Source organism: Mycolicibacterium psychrotolerans, assembly GCF_010729305.1.
Classification (GTDB): Bacteria; Actinomycetota; Actinomycetes; order Mycobacteriales; family Mycobacteriaceae; genus Mycobacterium; species Mycobacterium psychrotolerans.
In genome coordinates, this window is sequence record NZ_AP022574.1 from 3227165 (window position 1) to 3244071 (window position 16907).

A 16907-nucleotide genomic window follows, 5' to 3' on the forward strand; every position below is an offset into this window, starting at 1 on the left:
AACGGTCCTCACCGCACTATCCGGTACCGGCGTTCAGGGCGGCCCACGCCGTACTGCAGCCGCAGTTCGACCGTCCCGGCGCTCAGATAGTGCTCGAGGTAGCGCCGCGCGCTGACCCGCGAGATCCCGACCAGATCGGCGCATTCCGCGGCGGAGACCTCGCCGGCGTTGCGCACGGCGGCGAGCACCAGCTCACCGGTCTCGGCGCCCAGACCCTTGGGCAGCACCTTTGGCGCCGCCGCCGACGGACTGCCGAACAGTGAATCGATCAGCGACTGATCCACCCCGGCTGCGGATTCCAGCGCGTCGGCGCGGGCCGCGAACGCGGTCAGCTTGGCCTGCAGCTGGTCGAATTCAAACGGCTTGATCAGGTAGTCGGCGGCACCACCGTCGAGTGCGCCGCTCACGGTGTCGAGTTCGCGGGCCGCGGTGATCATGATGACCCCGACGCCGTCGCCGTCGGACCGCAGTCGTTGCAACACTTCGAGCCCGGTCATGTCGGGCAGGTACACGTCGAGCAGGATCAGGTCGGGTCGCAGATCCTGCGCGGCGCGCAACGCATCGGTGCCCGTGCGTGCCACCCCGACCGTTCGGAACCCGTCCACCCGGTCGACGAAGCGGCGGTGGATCTCGGCGACCATGAAGTCGTCGTCGACGACGAGCACGTCACGCATGGGTCCTTGCCCCCTGCAGCCGCACCGTGAAGTGCGCTCCGCCGCCGGGGATGTCGGTGACCTCCACGCTGCCGCCGTGCTGCGCGGTCACCAGGCGCACCAGCGCCAGACCGATGCCCCGGCCCCCGGGCACATCGGATTTCGAGGTGACCCCGCGCGCGAAGATCGCCTCGCGCAGATTCTCCGGCACCCCGGGTCCGGAGTCGCGCACTTCGATCCGCAGGCCGTCGCCGTCGTCGATCGCCACCTCGACGCGCCGGCGCGCCGACCCGACCGACACGTCCACCGCGTTGTCGATGAGGTTGCCCAGCACAGTGATCACGTCGGTGGCCAACGCCGGATCCAGCGGGGCGAGGTGCGACTCGGGCGCCAGCTCCAGCGCCACCCCGCTCTCGGCGGCCAGCGAGGTCTTGGCGATCAGCAGCGCAGCCACCGCGGGATCGGAAATCCGTTGTGTCACCGCGTCACTGATCTCGGCGCGACGGCGCGTCAACGCGCCCACCAGATCACGCACCGCATCGTACTCACCCAGCTGGACCAGACCGGAGATGGTGTGCAACTGGTTGGCGAACTCGTGCGTCTGCGCCCGCAGCGTGTCGGTCACGCTCTTGTGCGACGACAGCTGCCCCTGCAGCGCCGCCAGTTCGGTGCTGTCGCGCATCGTGGTGACCGTGCCGATCCGCTCGCCGCCGCTGGTGGCCGCGCGCCGGCTCAGCGCCAGCACCCGCGTCTTCGTCGCGACCACGGTGTCGGTATCGGACCGGCCGGCCTCGCCGGGCGTCAGTAACGCCACCACCGACGGGTCGATGCCCACCGCGTCCACCCGTCTGCCGACCGCGTCGGCGCTCACCCCGAGCAACTCCTGGGCGCTGTCGTTGAGCACGGTGATCTCACCGTCGTTGTTCACCGCGATGACGCCCTCACGAATGCTGTGCAGCAACGCTTCCCGATGATCGGCCAGGCTGGCGATCTCGGCCACCTCCAATCCGCGGGTGTGCCGCTTGATCCGGCGCGACAGCAGGTAGGACGCGACCAGCCCGAGCGCGGCGCCGAGTCCCAGATAGAACAACAGCCGCTCACCGGCCCCGGAGAGCAGCGCCCACACCGACGGATAGCCCTCGCTGACCGACGCGACGGCCAGCACGTCGCCGTCGGTGGACAGGATCGGCACCTGACCCACGAGGCTGTGGGTGCCATCGATGTCGGCGTCGCCGAACCAGGCCCGGCCTTCGTCGGCCCGGCTCGGCCCCAGGTCGACACGCGCCCCGATGCGAGACGGGTCCGAAGAGACCCGCACCGTGCCGTCCGGGGCGAGGATCTCGGCCAGGCTCGCACCCGAGAGCGCGACCGCACGATCGACCTCCGGGGCTAGCGTGCGGCCGATCAACGGGTCGGGCGGTACCTGTTCGATCCGGTCCCGCACGATCGGGGTGGACGCCATGTTCTCCGCGACGGCGATCATCCGCCCGCCGCGCGCCTCACGGAACTCGCTGGTGGACTGTGCCACCGACACCGCGGCGACCGCCACGAGCACCACCGCGACGACCATCAGCTGGAACGCCAGGAACTGCGCGGCCAGGCTGCGGAGCAGCGGGATGTTCTTAATGACCAATACTTCCTTTGCGTTCTTATGGGTGACCTGAGTCACTGCCGGGGTCCAGTATTGCTGAGCATCACAAGTGATTGGGGACGACATGTTCACATCCGGCAGCCGTGGACCGAGCATCGGTCTGCTGCTCGTCGTGGTCGCCGCGCTGCTGCTCTCGGCATGCGGAGTCACTCGCGGCGAGGACACGGGATTGCATCGTCTGCGCATGATGGTGCCCAACAGCCCGGGTGGTGGCTACGACCTCACCGCCCGCACCGCGGTCAAGATCATGGAAGACGACAAGATCACCGGACGCGTCGAGGTCTTCAACGTCATCGGCGCAGGCGGCACGGTCGCCATGGCACGCCTGATGAACGAGAAGGGCAACGGCGACCTCATGATGATGATGGGCCTCGGCGTGGTGGGCGCGACGTTCACCAACGGCTCCAAGGCCCGCGCCTCCGACGCCACTGCCCTGGCCAAGATGGTCGAGGAGCAGGAAGGCATCCTCGTGCCGGCCGATTCGCCGTTCAAGACGGTCGCCGACTTCGTCGCCGCCTGGAAGGCCGACCCCGCCAAGGTCACCCTCGGCGGCGGCTCCAGCCCCGGCGGACCCGACCACCTGTTCCCGATGGAGACCGCCAAGGCGGTCGGCGTCGATCCGACGAAGGTCAACTTCGTGTCCTACGACGGCGGCGGCGACCTGCTGACCGCGCTGCTGGGCAACAAGATCGCCGCAGGCACCTCCGGGCTCGGTGAGTACGTCGACCAGATCGAGTCGGGCCAGGTGCGGGTGCTGGCCGTCTCGGGCGACAAGCGCGTCGAAGGGGTCGACGCCCCGACGCTGAAGGAGGCCGGCATCGACCTGATCTTCACCAACTGGCGCGGAGTGCTTGCGCCGCCGGGTATCTCGGAGGAGGACCGGGCCGCGATGGTCAAGGTGCTCGAGGAACTGCACGCCACCGAGGCGTGGAAGGAGGCGCTGGTGAAGAACGGCTGGAGCGACGCCTTCATGACCGGTCAACCGTTCGAGGAGTTCCTCGAGGCACAGGATCGGCGCGTGGAGACGACGCTGACGGATCTGGGGCTGGTATGAGCGACACACGGGAGACTCAGGGGCCGCGCGCTGCGGTCCGTCCGGACTACGCGCAGTACGTCGTCTGCGCGGTGATGGTGATCGTCGGCGCGTTCCTGATCTACGACGGCGTGTCGATGCCCGGCGGCTACGCCGAGGTGGATCCCGTCGGGCCCCGGCTGTTCCCGATCGCGATCGGCGTCGGGCTGTTGGTGATGGCCGTCGTGCTGGCCGTCGCGATCCCGCGCGGTCTGCGCGGCGAGGCGGACGCGGGGGAGGACATCGACCCCGACATGCCGAGCGACTGGCGCACCGTCGGCCTGCTCGTCGGGTTGTTCGTGCTGCTGATCGTGCTCGTGGAGCCGCTCGGCTGGGCGATCGCCGGCGCCCTGTTCTTCGCCGGCTGCGCCACGGTGCTGGGCAGCCGGCACTACGTCCGCAACATCGCGATCGGCGCCGTACTCGCGCTCGGGACGTTCTATGCGTTCTACTCCGGGCTCGGGATCCCGCTGCCCGCAGGCATTCTGGATGGGATTCTGTAAATGGAGAACTTCGACTGGTTGATGCAGGGGTTCGCCGAGGCCGCCACCCCGATGAACCTGCTCTACGCCGTGATCGGTGTGCTGCTGGGCACCGCGGTCGGCGTCCTGCCGGGCATCGGGCCCGCCATGACCGTGGCGCTGCTGTTGCCGATCACCTACAACGTTAGCCCCAGCGCGGCGTTCATCATGTTCGCGGGCATCTTCTACGGCGGCATGTACGGCGGTTCCACCACGTCGATCCTGCTGAACACCCCGGGTGAGTCCTCGTCGGTGATCACCGCGATCGAGGGCAACAAGATGGCCAAGGCCGGCCGCGCCGCGCAGGCGCTCGCCACCGCGGCCATCGGATCCTTCGTCGCCGGGGCGATCGGCACCGCGCTGCTGGCCGCGTTCGCGCCGGCGATCTCCCGGTTCGCCGTGACACTCGGTGCTCCGTCCTACCTCGCGATCATGCTGTTCGCGCTCGTCGCCGTCACCGCGGTGCTCGGCTCGTCGAAGATGCGCGGGCTGATCTCGCTGCTGCTGGGCCTGGCGATCGGCATCGTCGGCATCGACTCGCTGACCGGTCAGCCGCGCGCCACGTTCGGCATCCCGCTGCTCAGTGACGGCATCGACATCGTCGTGATCGCGGTCGCGGTGTTCGCCGTCGGCGAGGCACTGTGGGTGGCCGCCCACCTGCGCCGCCGGCCGGCCGACGTCATCCCCGTTGGTCGGCCGTGGATGAGCAAGCAGGACTTCCGACGGTCGTGGAAGCCGTGGCTGCGCGGCACCGCATTCGGATTCCCCTTCGGCGCGCTGCCTGCCGGCGGCGCCGAGCTGCCGACGTTCCTCAGCTACATCACCGAGAAGAAGCTGTCCAAGCATCCCGAGGAGTTCGGCAAGGGCGCCATCGAAGGTGTCGCCGGTCCGGAGGCCGCCAACAACGCCTCCGCGGCAGGCACATTGGTGCCCATGCTGTCGCTGGGGCTGCCGACCAACGCCACCGCCGCGGTGATCCTGACCGCGTTCGTGTCCTACGGCATCCAGCCCGGCCCCACGCTGTTCGAGAAGGAACCGCTGCTGATCTGGACGTTGATCGCGAGCCTGTTCATCGGCAACTTCCTGCTGTTGGTGCTGAACCTGCCGTTGGCGCCGCTGTGGGCGAAGCTGCTGCGCACGCCGCGGCCCTACCTGTACGCCGGCATCCTGTTCTTCGCCACGCTCGGTGCGTTCGCGGTGAACCTGCAACCGCTGGACCTGGTGCTGCTGCTGGTGTTCGGCTTGATGGGTCTGATGATGCGGCGCTTCGGGTTACCGGTGCTGCCTCTCATCATCGGGGTGATCCTCGGGCCGCGCATCGAGCGGCAACTGCGCCAGAGCCTGCAGCTCGGGGGCGGTGACTGGAGCAACCTGTTCACCGAGCCGGTCGCGATCGTCACCTACGTGCTGATGGCACTGCTGCTGCTGGCGCCGCTGGTGCTGCGGCTGATGCACCGTAGCGAGGAGACGCTGCTGGTGGTCGAGGACGACAAGGACCAGAGAGAGAAGGCGGCGCACTCGTGATTGTTGTGGGATACACCGCGGATCAGTTCGGCCACGCCGCCCTCGAGCACGGTATCGCCGAGGCGACGCTGCGAGGCACCGATCTCTACGTCATCAACGCGACGTCGGGCGAGTCGTACGTCGACTCCCGCTTCGCCGGACAGGACGAGGTGCACGACGTCGAGGCCCGGCTCGCCGAATGCGGGGTCGCCTACGAACTCGCCCAGCCGGTGGGGGTCGACGCCGCCGAGGAACTGCTGACCGCGATGAACCGTGACGACGCGCAGCTGCTGGTGGTCGGTATCCGGCACCGCAGCCCGGTCGGCAAGCTGCTGCTGGGCAGTGTCGCGCAGAAGCTGATCCTCGAGTGCCCGAAGCCGGTGCTGGCGGTCAAACCGCCGGAGGAGTGACGGGCCAGAACGTGACGCGGATGGCGCCGTCGACCACCTCGACCGGGTAGCTGCGCACCGACAGGTCGGCGCCGGATGTCTCACTGCCGGAAGCCATGTCGAAGGTGTGGCCGTGCAGCGGGCACACCACCACGCAGTCATCGGTCAGCCCGTCGGCGAGCGGTCCGCCTCGGTGCGGGCAGACGGCGTCGATCGCACGCAGCGACCCGTCGCGGAGCCGGAAGACCGCCACCTGAGTGCCGTCCACCGCGAACGTACGGCCCTCGCCGGGGGGCACCAGGTCGACCGGTCCGACGTCGATGCTCACGCCCAGATCGCTCATCGCACCGGCACCCGGGGGAGCGGCAGCAGCGGCAGCGACGACCGGAACTGTCCCGGGGTCCGAGGTTCCGCGCCGTCACGCCACGGATCCCAGTACGCGTCAACCGACTTCTGCATCCGGGCGTCCAGCCCGGCGAGGAAGGCGTCGTCGGCATCGTCGATCAGCACCGCTCGCAGGTGCTCGATCCCGACCCGCGGCACCCACTTGTACGTCCGCTCCAGCCAATTCGCGCTCTCGCGGTAGTACTGCAGGAAGCGGCCGGTCAGCGTGATCACCTCGTCGGCGGAGTCCACCGTGGCCAGCAGATCGCCCTTGCGGATGTGGGCGCCGGCCGCGCCGCCGACGTAGACCTCCCAGCGGCCACCGTCCACCGCGACCACGCCGAGGTCCTTGCACAGCGCCTCGGCACAGTTGCGCGGGCACCCGGTGACGGCCAGCTTCATCTTCGCCGGGCTCGCCAATCCCTGGTAGCGCTCCTCGATCGCGATGCCCAGCGCGGTGGAATCACCGACGCCGTAGCGGCAGAAGTCGCTGCCCACACAGGTTTTCACGGTGCGGAAGCTCTTGCCGTAGCGTAGCCCGACGGCATGTCGAGATCCGCCCACACCGCGGGGAGATCCTCCTTGCGCACCCCGAGCAGGTCGATGCGCTGCCCGCCGGTCAGCTTGATCATCGGGATCTCGTACTTCTCGGCGACGTCGGCGATCTTGCGCAGCTGGGCGGCATCGGTGACGCCGCCCTTCATCTGCGGCACCACCGAGAACGTGCCGTCGCGCTGGATGTTGGCGTGCACCCGGTCGTTGATGAACCGGGCGTCGCGCTCGTCGACGAACTCGTCGGCCCACATCATGTCCAGCAGTGACGCCAAGGCCATCTTCGACCCGGCGTCCTCCCTGCCGTCGGGTGCCAGCGCGGCGAACACCGACGACACCGAATGCAATTCGAGCTCCCGGATGTGGTGCATCAGCGTCGGCTTGTCATAGGGGATGCCAGGCACATACCAGGACGCCGACGGATCCTCGGTGACCGCGCCGCCGGCCGCCCATTCGACCACCTGGCACACCAGCTCCTTGCAGGAGCCGCACCCTTTGCCCGCCTTGGTTTTCGCCATCACACCGGCGACCGACGTCTCGCCGTCCTGCACGCACGCCACCAGCGTGCCCTTGGACACGCCGTTGCAGTTGCACACCTGCGCGTCGTCGGCCAGTTCGCCGACGCCGATCCCGACCTCCGGGGTGCCGATGTCGAACATCAGCGCCACCCGCTCGTCGGGCAGCGGCAGGCCACTGTCGAACGCCTGGGTCAGGAACGACACCTTCGAGACGTCGCCGACGAGGGTGGCGCCCACGAGCTTGCCGTCGCGGATCACCACCGTCTTGTAGACACCGTGCTTGGGTTCGCTGTACTGCACGAACTCGTCGTCGGGATGCTCGGGTGCCTTGACGCCCATCGACGCGACGTCGACACCGGCCACCTTCAGCTTCGTGGCGACCCGGGAACCGTGATAGGACGACGTCAGATCCGCACCGGTGAGGTGGTCGGCCAGCACCTTGGCCTGCTCCCACAGCGGCGCCACCAGTCCGTACACCTGGCCGCGGTGCTGGGCGCATTCACCGACGACGTAGACGTCGTCGTCGTCCACCGAGCGCATGTGGTCGTCGGTGACGATGGCACGCTCGACGGTCAGCCCGGCCCTCTGGGCCAGGCCGACATTGGGCCGGATGCCCGCGGCGATCACCAGCATGTCGCAGTCCAATTGGGAGCCGTCGGAGAACCGGATCCGGCTCAACCGGCCGTCGGTGACGATCACCTCGGTGGTGCGTTTGTCGGTGTGGACGCCGATACCCAAAGACTCCACCGACTTTCGCAGGATGGATCCCGCAGGATCGTCGAGCTGCGCGTTCATCAGCGTGGGGCCGGCATGGACGACGTCGACCGTCAGGCCGCGGTTCTGCAGGCCGCGTGCGGCCTCAAGGCCCAGCAGTCCGCCACCGATGACGACGGCCTTGCTGCGGGTGCCCGCCTCGGCGATCATCGCCGCGGTGTCGTCGAGGGTGCGGAACCCGAACACGCCGTCGGCCAAGGTCTTGTCGTCCGCCCACAGCCCCGTCATCGGGGGGAAGAAGGAGCGGCTGCCGGTGGCGAGGATGAGTTTGTCGTAGTGCAGTGTGCTGCCGTCGTCGGCATGCACCAGATGCGCGAACGTGTCGAGACGGACCACACGCACCCCGGCCCGTAGGTCGATGTCGTTGTCGGCGTACCAGTCCAGCGCGTTGAGGTAGATCTGTGTCGGATCATCCGATCCGGCAAGCACATTCGACAACAAGATGCGGTTGTAGTTGCCGTAGGGCTCGTCGCCGAACACGGTGATCTGAAACTGCTCGCCGCCGCCGCGGGCCAGGATCTCCTCGAGCGCGCGGACACCGGCCATCCCGTTGCCGACGACCACCAGGCGCTGCGCCACGGTCAGACCTCCACCAGGCCGAGATCGACGATCACCGATCCGCTCAGCCCGTCGGGTGCGGCCACGTACAACTCGAGCACGGTGTCGGCGAGCAGATCCTCCACCACCCGCAGCGCGACATGGGTGGCGCCCTTGGCGGCGATCGGGAAGTAGCGCATCGGCGCACCGTCGCGGTAGAGGATCACGCTGATCATCTGCTTGGTCGAGTTGCCGCCGCGAAAGTAGACCGGCTGCGCGGTGGCACCGGCGGGCACCACGTACCGCAGCGCGTCGTCGAGGGGCACCGGTTTGTCGTAGCCGCGGCCGTCGAACGCGAAAGCGCCTTGCAGGAAACGGGGACTGCTTCCGTCGGTCATCACTGCAAGCTAGGAGCAGCGTGTTTCCGGGTCGTTTCACCGCGGAGTCACACGTGGATCTCCCTGATCACACCGGGCATCGCCTCACGGTGAGCCGGCAGGCCGTGTGAGGTCGAGTTTTCAACGCCGACACCATGGCGCAACGGAGGCGGAATGGCCTGGCAGTTGACTTCAGAACAACCGCGAACAGCACCGATGTGAGTCCCGGACCATCCAGCCAGGAGAAATTATGACCGTCACCGACAGCGACTCGACGCAGGCAGTCGCCGTAGCGCCGCCCGATACCGCGCGAACCCACCGGGGCAAGCACTGGATCGACGATTGGCGGCCGGAAGACCCTGAATTCTGGTCGACGGTCGGTAAGCCGATCGCCCGCCGCAATCTGACCTTCTCGATCTTCGCCGAACACATCGGCTTCTCGGTCTGGCTGCTCTGGAGCATCGTCGTCGTTCAGATGACCGCGGGACCGGGCGGCGTCCCCGCCGCGTCGGGCTTCGCGCTGACGACCTCGCAGGCGCTGTGGTTGGTCGCGGTGCCCAGCGGGGTCGGAGCGTTCCTGCGATTGCCGTACACCTTCGCGGTGCCGGTGTTCGGTGGGCGCAACTGGACCGTGGTCTCCGCTCTGCTGCTCGTCATCCCGTGCCTGCTGCTGGCGTGGGCGGTCAGCAACCCGGACATTCCGTACCCGCTGCTTCTGCTCGTCGCCGCGACAGCCGGTTTCGGCGGCGGCAATTTCGCCTCCTCGATGGCCAACATCTCGTTCTTTTACCCGGAGAAGGAAAAGGGCTGGGCGCTGGGGCTGAACGCGGCAGGCGGCAACGTCGGTGTGGCGGTCGCGCAGAAGGTCGTCCCGATCGTCGTGACGATCGGCGCCGGTGTGACGCTGTCGCTGGCGGGTCTGTTCTACGTGCCGTTCGCCGTCGCTGCGGCGGTGTGCGCGTTCCTGTTCATGAACAATCTCAGCGAGGCCAAGGCTGACGTCAGGCCCGTATGGCAGTCCCTGCGCCACGCCGACACCTGGGTGATGTCGCTGCTGTACATCGGCACCTTCGGCTCGTTCATCGGGTACTCCTCGGCGTTTCCGACCTTGCTGAAAGCTGTCTTCGGTCGTGCGGACATCGCGCTGACGTGGGCGTTCATCGGGGCCGGGATCGGCTCGATCGCAAGGCCTTTCGGCGGCTGGCTGTCTGACCGCATCGGCGGCGCACGCATCACGGCGCTGAGCTTCGCGATGCTCGCGGTAGGCGCCGCGATCGCGCTCTGGTCCGTGCAGGCCAAGAACATGCCCGTGTTCTTCATCAGCTTCATGCTGCTGTTCGTCTCCACCGGGATCGGCAACGGTTCGACGTACCGCATGATCTCCAAGATCTTCAAGATCAAGGGTGAGGACGCCGGCGGGTCGCCGGAGACGATGGTGTACATGCGTCGTCAGGCGGCAGGCGCCCTCGGCATCATCTCCTCGGTCGGGGCGTTCGGCGGCTTCATCGTGCCGCTGGCGTACGCGTGGTCGAACTCGCAGTTCGGCAACATCAAGCCGGCGCTGTGGTTCTACGTGATGTTCTTCATCGTGTTGCTCGGCGTCACGTGGTTCTTCTACCTGCGCAAGAGCACCCGGATGGGGCAGGCCGGGGTGTGACCACCCGGACCGCCTGCTCGTACTGCGGGGTCGGGTGCGGGATCTCAGTCCAGACCCGCACCGACCCCGCCACGGGTGCGCCGGTGATCGCCAGGGTCACCGGGGACAAGCTGCACCCCACCAACGCGGGACGGTTGTGCACCAAGGGCGCGACGCACGCGGAGATGATGGCCGCCACCGACGGTCGGTTGACGACGGCACTGCTGCGACCGTCCCGCGACGCCGACCCGGTGGCCGCCGACGTCGACGATGCGCTCGCCGAGGCCGGCCGGCGACTACGTGCCATCGTCGACGAACACGGACCGGACGCGGTGGCACTGTATGTGTCCGGGCAGATGTCGATCGAATCGCAATACCTGGCAACCAAACTCGCCAAGGGTTATCTGCGAACCCTGCACCTGGAATCCAATTCGCGGCTCTGCATGGCCAGTGCGGGCACGGGGTACAAGCAGTCCTTCGGTGCCGACGGACCGCCGGGCTCCTACACCGACTTCGATTGCACGGACCTGTTCTTCGTCATCGGCTCCAACATGGCGGACTGCCACCCCATCCTGTTCCTGCGGATGGCTGACCGGCTCAAGGCCGGGGCCAGACTGATCGTCGTCGACCCCCGCCGCACCACGACCGCGGACAAGGCCGACCTGTACCTGCAGATCCGGCCCGGCACCGATCTGGCGCTGCTCAACGGCATCCTGCATCTGCTCGTCGAGAACGGCGCCATCGACGAGGAGTTCATCGACGAACACACCGAGGGCTGGGAGGTGATGCCGCAGTTCCTGGCCGACTATCCGGCCGACCGGGTCGCCGCGATCACCGGACTCGCGGAAGCCGACATCCGCGCCGCGGCCGCGATGATCGCCGATGCAGGGGAGTGGATGACCCTGTGGACGATGGGGCTCAACCAGAGCACCCACGGCACCTGGAGCACCAACGCGATCTGCAATCTGCACCTGGCCACCGGCGCGATCTGCCGGCCCGGTAGCGGGCCGATGTCGCTGACCGGGCAGCCCAACGCGATGGGCGGTCGCGAGATGGGCTACATGGGCCCCGGCCTGCCGGGGCAGCGGGTGGTGTTCTCAGCCGAGGACCGGTCGTTCGTCGAGGCGCAGTGGGATGTCGAACCCGGCACAGTCCGCAGCGCCGCAGGCCCCGGCACCGTCGAGATGTTCCACCGGCTCGCCGCGGGGGAGATCAAGGCGGTGTGGATCATCTGCACCAATCCGATTGCCAGCATGGCGAATCGGGACACCGTGGTGGCGGGTCTGCGCGCCGCCGAGCTGGTGATCGCCCAGGACGCCTATGCCGACACGGCTACCACCCGCTACGCCGACATCGTCCTGCCCGCCACGCTGTGGGCCGAGGCGGACGCGGTGATGGTCAACTCCGATCGCACGCTCACGCTGCTCGCTCAATCCATCCCGCCGGCAGGCGACGCGCGCCCGGATTGGGAACTGATCTGCGGCGTGGCGCGCCATCTCGGCTTCGGTGACGCCTTCGACTACAAGTCGAGCGAGGAGATCTTCGACGAGATCCGCCGGTTCGCCAACCCGCGCAACGGATACGACCTGCGCGGCATCAGCTACGAGCGACTGCGCGGGGCGCCGGTGCAGTGGCCCTGCCCGCCGCAGGACAGCCTCGTCGGGTCATCCGACCGCAACCCGATCCGCTACCTCAACGACGGTGTCTCCCAGACGCTGTTCACCGACGCCGAAGGGCGCCGGCCGCGGTTGGCGTTCGCCACCCCGTCCCGGCGCGCGGTCTTCCTGCCCCGGCCGCATCTCGACGCGGCCGAACTCCCCGACGACGACTACCCCATGGTCCTCAACACCGGTCGCCTGCAACACCAGTGGCACACGATGACCAAGACCGGAAAGGTGGACAAGCTCAACAAGCTCAACCCCGGTCCGTTCGTCGAGGTCCACCCCGACGACGCCGCGGCGCTCGACATCACCGACGGCCGTGACGTCGAGGTGGTGTCGCGGCGGGGCCGGGTCGTTCTGCCCGCCGTGGTCACCGACCGGGTGCGGCCGGGCAACACCTGGGTGCCGTTCCACTGGAACGACGAACACGGTGAGCATCTGACGGTCAATGCGCTGACCAACGACGCCGTCGACCCCGACTCTCTGCAACCCGAGTTCAAGGTCTGCGCCGTGGCGCTGCGGCCGATGCCGGTCGCCGCCCCTGACCTCACCGAACACGAGAATCTCTATCTGCAGGGCTTTTTCGCCGGCATCGAGCAGGGGCGCCCGGGCGTACCCCTCCTGCCCGCGGACGCGCCGGTGAGTGCGCGCACCCGGGTGTACATGGACGGCCTGCTGGCCGGGCGATACTCGCGCGCCCCCGACGAACCCGCAACGGCGGGCCCGCTGGTGTTGTGGGCGTCGCAGACCGGCACCGCCGAGGAGTTCGCCGCCTCGCTGGGCAGGCGCCTCTCGGCAGGGCGGCTGTCGGCGATGGACGATGTCGATCCCGCCGACCTGGCCACCGCGGGCGACGTGGTGATCGTCACGAGCACATTCGGTGACGGCGGACCACCGGATAACGGCGCCGGCTTCTGGGAGCGGCTGGCGTCACCGAATGCGCCCACGCTGGACGGCGTGCGCTACACGGTGCTCGGCCTCGGCGACCGCTCATACGACAACTTCTGCGGGCACGCCAAATCGCTGGACGCCCGGCTCGCCGACCTGGGGGCGACCCGGGTGCTCGACCGGGCCGACTGCGAGGCCTACGACGACGAACCGATGGCGCGGTGGGCGGATTCGGTCGCCGAGGTGATGGCCACGGCGCCGGCCGATACTGCGCCGGCCGATACCGCTCCGACCGCGCCGGCGATCTTCACCCGGGCGCAGCCGGTTTCGGCTCCGCTGTGCCGCAACGTCCGGCTCACCCCGGGCGACGCGGCCAAAGAGGTACGGCAGTTCGGGTTCGACCTCAGCGCACACGACGTCACGTATGCCGCCGGCGACTCGCTCGGCGTCTTCGTCGCCAATTCCGCCTTCGTCGTCGAGAAGTGGCTGTCGGCAACAGGATTCACGGGCAGCGAGGAAGTCGTCGTCGACGGTCGCCGGATGTCGTTGCGGGAGGCGCTGGTCGGGCACTACGACATCTGCAAGGTGAGCTCGAATCTGGTGAGCTTCGTCGCCGAGCGCTGCCCGGATGCGGCGGCGGTCAGGCGCCTGCGCCGGGACCGCGCCGCGCTGGACAGATGGCTGGTGAACCGCAACGGGCTGGACCTGGTGGCCGAGTTCGGTGTGCGCGCCGACGTGGAGCTGTGGCAGGAGGTGCTGGTGCGGCTGACCCCGCGGCAGTACTCGATCTCGTCGAGCCCGTTGGTGAGCCCGCACGAGGTACAGCTGACCGTGTCGGTGGTGCGCTACCGCGGGGCGGACGGCAGCCCGCGCGGCGGGGTCGGCTCGGCGTATCTGGCCGATCTGCCCGACGGCACCCCGGTGTCGGTGTTCCTGCAGCGCTCGCCGCACTTCCGCCCGCCTCAGGACACGGCGACGCCGATGATCATGGTCGGGCCGGGGACCGGCATCGCGCCGTTCCGAGCCTTTCTCCAGGAGCGCCGGGCGCTGGGCCACACCGGCCCCAACTGGTTGTTCTTCGGCGATCGGCACCGCGCGCAGAATTTCTACTACCGCGACGATCTGCTCGACATGGTCGACGACGGCTTCCTCAACCGGCTGGATCTGGCGTTCTCCCGCGATCAGGACCAGCGGGTGTATGTGCAGCACAAGATGCTCGACTACGGCGCCGACGTCTGGCGCTGGCTCGAGGACGGGGCGCACCTCTACGTCTGCGGGGACGCCACCCGGATGGCCAAGGACGTCGACGACGCGCTGACGGCGATCATCCGTACCCACGGCGGGATGAACGAGGAGGCCGCGCGGGCGTACAAGCGAGAACTGGTGGGGGACAAGCGCTACGTGCGTGACGTCTACTGATCTCGGCGTCCCGTTTTTGTCGGTGGTCGAATGTATGTTCGAAGTATGTCGGGGACGGATCTGCAGGCCGCGGTGGCGGCGCTGGTGGATGCTGTCGACACCCTGGCTGGCTGCGACTCGGACCTGGCCACCGGCACCGAGTTGGTCGAGGTGCTCGACGAGCTGGAGACCGTGTGGTGCCGGCTGCCCGCGCTGCGCCACCGGCTGCTGGCCCGGCTGCAGGTCGAGACCACGCCGCAGCAGATGGGCGCCAAGAACTGGAAAGACGTGCTGGCGATCCGGTGGCGGATCTCCACCGCCGAGGCGCATCGCCGCCTGGGCGACGCCGCGCTGCTGGCGCCGCGCCAGCCGGTGACCGGGCCGCCGCTGCCGCCGGTCCTGCATGCCACCTCGGTCGCCCAGGCCCAGGGGTTGATCAACGCCGAGCATGTCGAGGTGATCCGCAAGTCGGTGGCGAAGCTGCCCGGTTTCGTCGATGCGGTGACCCGGGAGCAGTTCGAGGTCGATCTGGTGCGCACCGCGGTCGGGGCCGGACCCAAAGACGTCGAGAACGCCGCCGACCTCACCCTGTTCCTGCTCGATCAGGACGGCCCCGAACCCGATGACACCGAGCGTGCCCGCACGCGTGGGGTGACGAAGGGCAAGCAGCGCCGCGATGCGATGACCGACCTGCAAGCGCGGTTGACCCCGGAGGCGTGGGCGGTGTTCGAGGTGCTGTTCGCCAAGTACGCCGCCCCGGGTATGTGCAACCCCGACGATCCCGAACCGTGCATCTCGGGCACCCCCAGCCAGGCCCAGATCGAGGCCGATCACCGCAGCCTGGCCCAACGCCAACACGACGCGCTGCTCGCCATCGGCCGCATCGCCCTGATGAGCGGCGATCTCGGCCAGTTGAACGGGTTGCCGGTGGCGGTCATGGTCGTCCACTAAAAACGCTGTAAGATTGATGGCTATGGACGCCTGCATTTACACCCGCATCTCCCACGACGCCGCCAAGAAAGGCGGTGTCGACGCCGAACCCAGCGACGATGAAGGGATGGGCGTTGCCCGCCAGGAGGAGGACTGCCGCGCCCTGGTCGACCGCAACGGCTGGACCGTCGCGCACGTCTACACCGACAACGACATCTCGGCGTATTCCGGCGCAGTGCGGCCCGACTTCGAGGCGATGCTCGACGCGCTCAAGCGCGGCCAGTACGACGTCCTAGTGTGCTGGCACACCGATCGCCTGTATCGCTCCATCAAAGACATGGAGCGGATCATCGAAGTATGCGAGCTGGCCGGGGTGCCGATCCGCACCGTCAACGGCGGCGACCTCGACCTGTCGCACGCCACCGGCAAGGCCATGGCCCGCATCCTCGGTAGCGTCAGCCGGATGGAGTCCGAGCACAAGGCCGAGAGGCAGCGCCGCGCCAACGTCCAGCGCGCCCAGGCCGGTGGCTGGTGGTCCTCGCACCGGGTGTTCGGCTACACCGAGGACGCGAAGCTTCTGGAATCCGAGGCGGCGATGATCCGGCAGGCCGCCACTGATGTGCTCGCGGGGATGTCGCTGAAGGCCATCGCTCGACGCTGGAACGATTCCGGTGTCGCCTCTACCCGCAGGGCGGCGTGGAACTCCACGCGGATCAAGCGGTTACTGCTCAATCCGCGGTATGCCGCGCTGCGGTCCTACCGTGGCGCGGTGGTCGGCCCCGGCGACTGGCCCGCCATCATCGACGTCGACACCCATCACGGGCTGTCCGCGGTGTTGCGCGACTCAGACCGCGGCACCCGCATCTCCTACGAACGCAAATACATTGGGTCGTTCCGGTATCTGTGTGGGCGCTGCGGGGCACCGCTGCAGCACACCATGTCCACCCACGCCGACGGGCGCAGCTTTTCGTGCTACCGATGCACCGCGGCGGCACACCTCTCGCGCAGCCAGCCCGAGCTGGACGCCTACGTGGAAGCCGTTGTGCTGTCCCATCTTCGTGACGACACCAAGCTGGCGGCGATCCTGGCTGATCGCCGCGACGCCGTCGATCTGAACGAACTGCATGCCCGCCGGACCGCCCTGGTGGAGAGCAAGGACGAACTGGCGACCCTATTCACCGACGGGGTGCTCGACGGCCCCGCGGTGCGGCGCGAGTCGGCGAAGATCAGCGCCAAGATCAGCAGCATCGACACCGTGCTCGCCGAGCAGGCCCGTCGCAACCCGGTCGCTGAACTGCTCAAGGATGGACCGGAGATGATCGAAACACGTTGGACTGCAATGTCTCCCGACATGAAGGGCAAGATCATCGACCGGGTCTGCACGGTGACGGTGAACCCGTCGCCGCGGGGCCGCTACTTCAAGCCGGAGTGCATCGACATCACCCCGCTGTTTCCGTCGTGAT

General features: G+C 68.2%; 11 protein-coding genes and 2 pseudogenes. 8 read left to right on the forward strand and 5 right to left on the reverse strand.

What is annotated here, in order from left to right; all coding sequences use genetic code 11:
- Positions 1–8 precede the first annotated feature (8 nt).
- Positions 9–674 carry a response regulator gene (locus G6N45_RS15720; RefSeq protein WP_163723119.1) on the reverse strand — a complete coding sequence of 222 codons (666 nt, stop codon included), beginning with the start codon at positions 672–674 and terminating at the stop codon, positions 9–11.
- The gene (locus G6N45_RS15725; RefSeq protein WP_246229120.1) at positions 667–2223 is read right to left on the reverse strand and encodes a sensor histidine kinase; all 1557 of its coding nucleotides are present in this window, start codon (positions 2221–2223) and stop codon (positions 667–669) included. The genes G6N45_RS15720 and G6N45_RS15725 overlap by 8 nt, the downstream gene beginning before the upstream one ends.
- Before the next feature lie 145 nt (positions 2224–2368).
- Here G6N45_RS15725 and G6N45_RS15730 point away from each other — a divergent pair, with 145 nt between their 5' ends.
- Genes G6N45_RS15730 through G6N45_RS15745 form a run of 4 tightly spaced genes read left to right on the forward strand, consistent with a single transcriptional unit; the run spans position 2369 to position 5810 of the window.
- Positions 2369–3358, forward strand: coding sequence for a Bug family tripartite tricarboxylate transporter substrate binding protein (locus tag G6N45_RS15730; protein WP_163723121.1), 990 nt, complete (start codon positions 2369–2371; stop codon positions 3356–3358).
- Entirely contained in the window at positions 3355–3879 is a 525-nt protein-coding gene (locus tag G6N45_RS15735; RefSeq protein ID WP_163723122.1) for a tripartite tricarboxylate transporter TctB family protein, read from the forward strand. Before G6N45_RS15730 ends, G6N45_RS15735 begins: the two co-directional genes overlap by 4 nt.
- The gene (locus tag G6N45_RS15740; RefSeq protein ID WP_163723123.1) at positions 3880–5421 is read left to right on the forward strand and encodes a tripartite tricarboxylate transporter permease; all 1542 of its coding nucleotides are present in this window, start codon (positions 3880–3882) and stop codon (positions 5419–5421) included.
- Positions 5418–5810 carry a universal stress protein gene (locus tag G6N45_RS15745; RefSeq protein ID WP_163723124.1) on the forward strand — a complete coding sequence of 131 codons (393 nt, stop codon included), beginning with the start codon at positions 5418–5420 and terminating at the stop codon, positions 5808–5810. The genes G6N45_RS15740 and G6N45_RS15745 overlap by 4 nt, the downstream gene beginning before the upstream one ends.
- Here the strand turns inward: G6N45_RS15745 and G6N45_RS15750 are convergent.
- From G6N45_RS15750 to G6N45_RS15760, 3 genes and pseudogenes are all read right to left on the reverse strand, one after another.
- On the reverse strand, positions 5791–6132 hold the full coding sequence (locus G6N45_RS15750) for a Rieske (2Fe-2S) protein (protein ID WP_163723125.1): 342 nt from the start codon (positions 6130–6132) through the stop codon (positions 5791–5793). The two genes, G6N45_RS15745 and G6N45_RS15750, sit on opposite strands and share 20 nt — an antisense overlap.
- Positions 6129–8596: pseudogene (gene nirB, locus G6N45_RS15755) on the reverse strand (nitrite reductase large subunit NirB). The gene G6N45_RS15750 and the pseudogene nirB overlap by 4 nt, the downstream one beginning before the upstream one ends.
- Positions 8597–8598: 2 nt before the next feature.
- Complete coding sequence (locus tag G6N45_RS15760) at positions 8599–8952, reverse strand: hypothetical protein (RefSeq protein ID WP_057148655.1); 354 nt, start codon at positions 8950–8952, stop codon at positions 8599–8601.
- 229 nt (positions 8953–9181) lie between these two features.
- Between G6N45_RS15760 and G6N45_RS15765 the strand changes: the two genes are divergently transcribed.
- The 4 genes and pseudogenes from G6N45_RS15765 (at position 9182) to G6N45_RS15780 (ending at position 16906) form a co-directional block, all read left to right on the forward strand.
- Positions 9182–10588, forward strand: a complete 1407-nt coding sequence (locus G6N45_RS15765; protein WP_163723126.1) for a NarK family nitrate/nitrite MFS transporter — start codon at positions 9182–9184, stop codon at positions 10586–10588.
- Positions 10585–14535, forward strand: a complete 3951-nt coding sequence (locus G6N45_RS15770; protein WP_163723127.1) for a bifunctional nitrate reductase/sulfite reductase flavoprotein subunit alpha — start codon at positions 10585–10587, stop codon at positions 14533–14535. The genes G6N45_RS15765 and G6N45_RS15770 overlap by 4 nt, the downstream gene beginning before the upstream one ends.
- Positions 14536–14565: 30 nt before the next feature.
- Positions 14566–15456 (forward strand): annotated as a pseudogene (locus G6N45_RS15775) (DUF222 domain-containing protein); the annotation flags it as partial.
- 31 nt (positions 15457–15487) lie between these two features.
- Positions 15488–16906 (forward strand): recombinase family protein, encoded by a 1419-nt coding sequence (locus G6N45_RS15780; RefSeq protein WP_163723129.1) that lies wholly within the window; start codon positions 15488–15490, stop codon positions 16904–16906.
- The last annotated feature ends 1 nt before the right edge of the window (position 16907 follow it).

Excerpts from the sequence above, each read along its gene's own strand:
- G6N45_RS15760 (WP_057148655.1), bottom strand. The coding sequence starts at position 8,952 with ATGACCGACGGAAGCAGTCCCCGTTTCCTGCAAGGCGCTTTCGCGTTC.
- G6N45_RS15750 (WP_163723125.1), bottom strand. The coding sequence starts at position 6,132 with ATGAGCGATCTGGGCGTGAGCATCGACGTCGGACCGGTCGACCTGGTG.
- G6N45_RS15765 (WP_163723126.1), top strand. The coding sequence starts at position 9,182 with ATGACCGTCACCGACAGCGACTCGACGCAGGCAGTCGCCGTAGCGCCG.
- G6N45_RS15720 (WP_163723119.1), bottom strand. The coding sequence starts at position 674 with ATGCGTGACGTGCTCGTCGTCGACGACGACTTCATGGTCGCCGAGATC.
- G6N45_RS15740 (WP_163723123.1), top strand. The coding sequence starts at position 3,880 with ATGGAGAACTTCGACTGGTTGATGCAGGGGTTCGCCGAGGCCGCCACC.
- G6N45_RS15725 (WP_246229120.1), bottom strand. The coding sequence starts at position 2,223 with ATGGTCGTCGCGGTGGTGCTCGTGGCGGTCGCCGCGGTGTCGGTGGCA.
- G6N45_RS15735 (WP_163723122.1), top strand. The coding sequence starts at position 3,355 with ATGAGCGACACACGGGAGACTCAGGGGCCGCGCGCTGCGGTCCGTCCG.
- G6N45_RS15730 (WP_163723121.1), top strand. The coding sequence starts at position 2,369 with ATGTTCACATCCGGCAGCCGTGGACCGAGCATCGGTCTGCTGCTCGTC.
- G6N45_RS15780 (WP_163723129.1), top strand. The coding sequence starts at position 15,488 with ATGGACGCCTGCATTTACACCCGCATCTCCCACGACGCCGCCAAGAAA.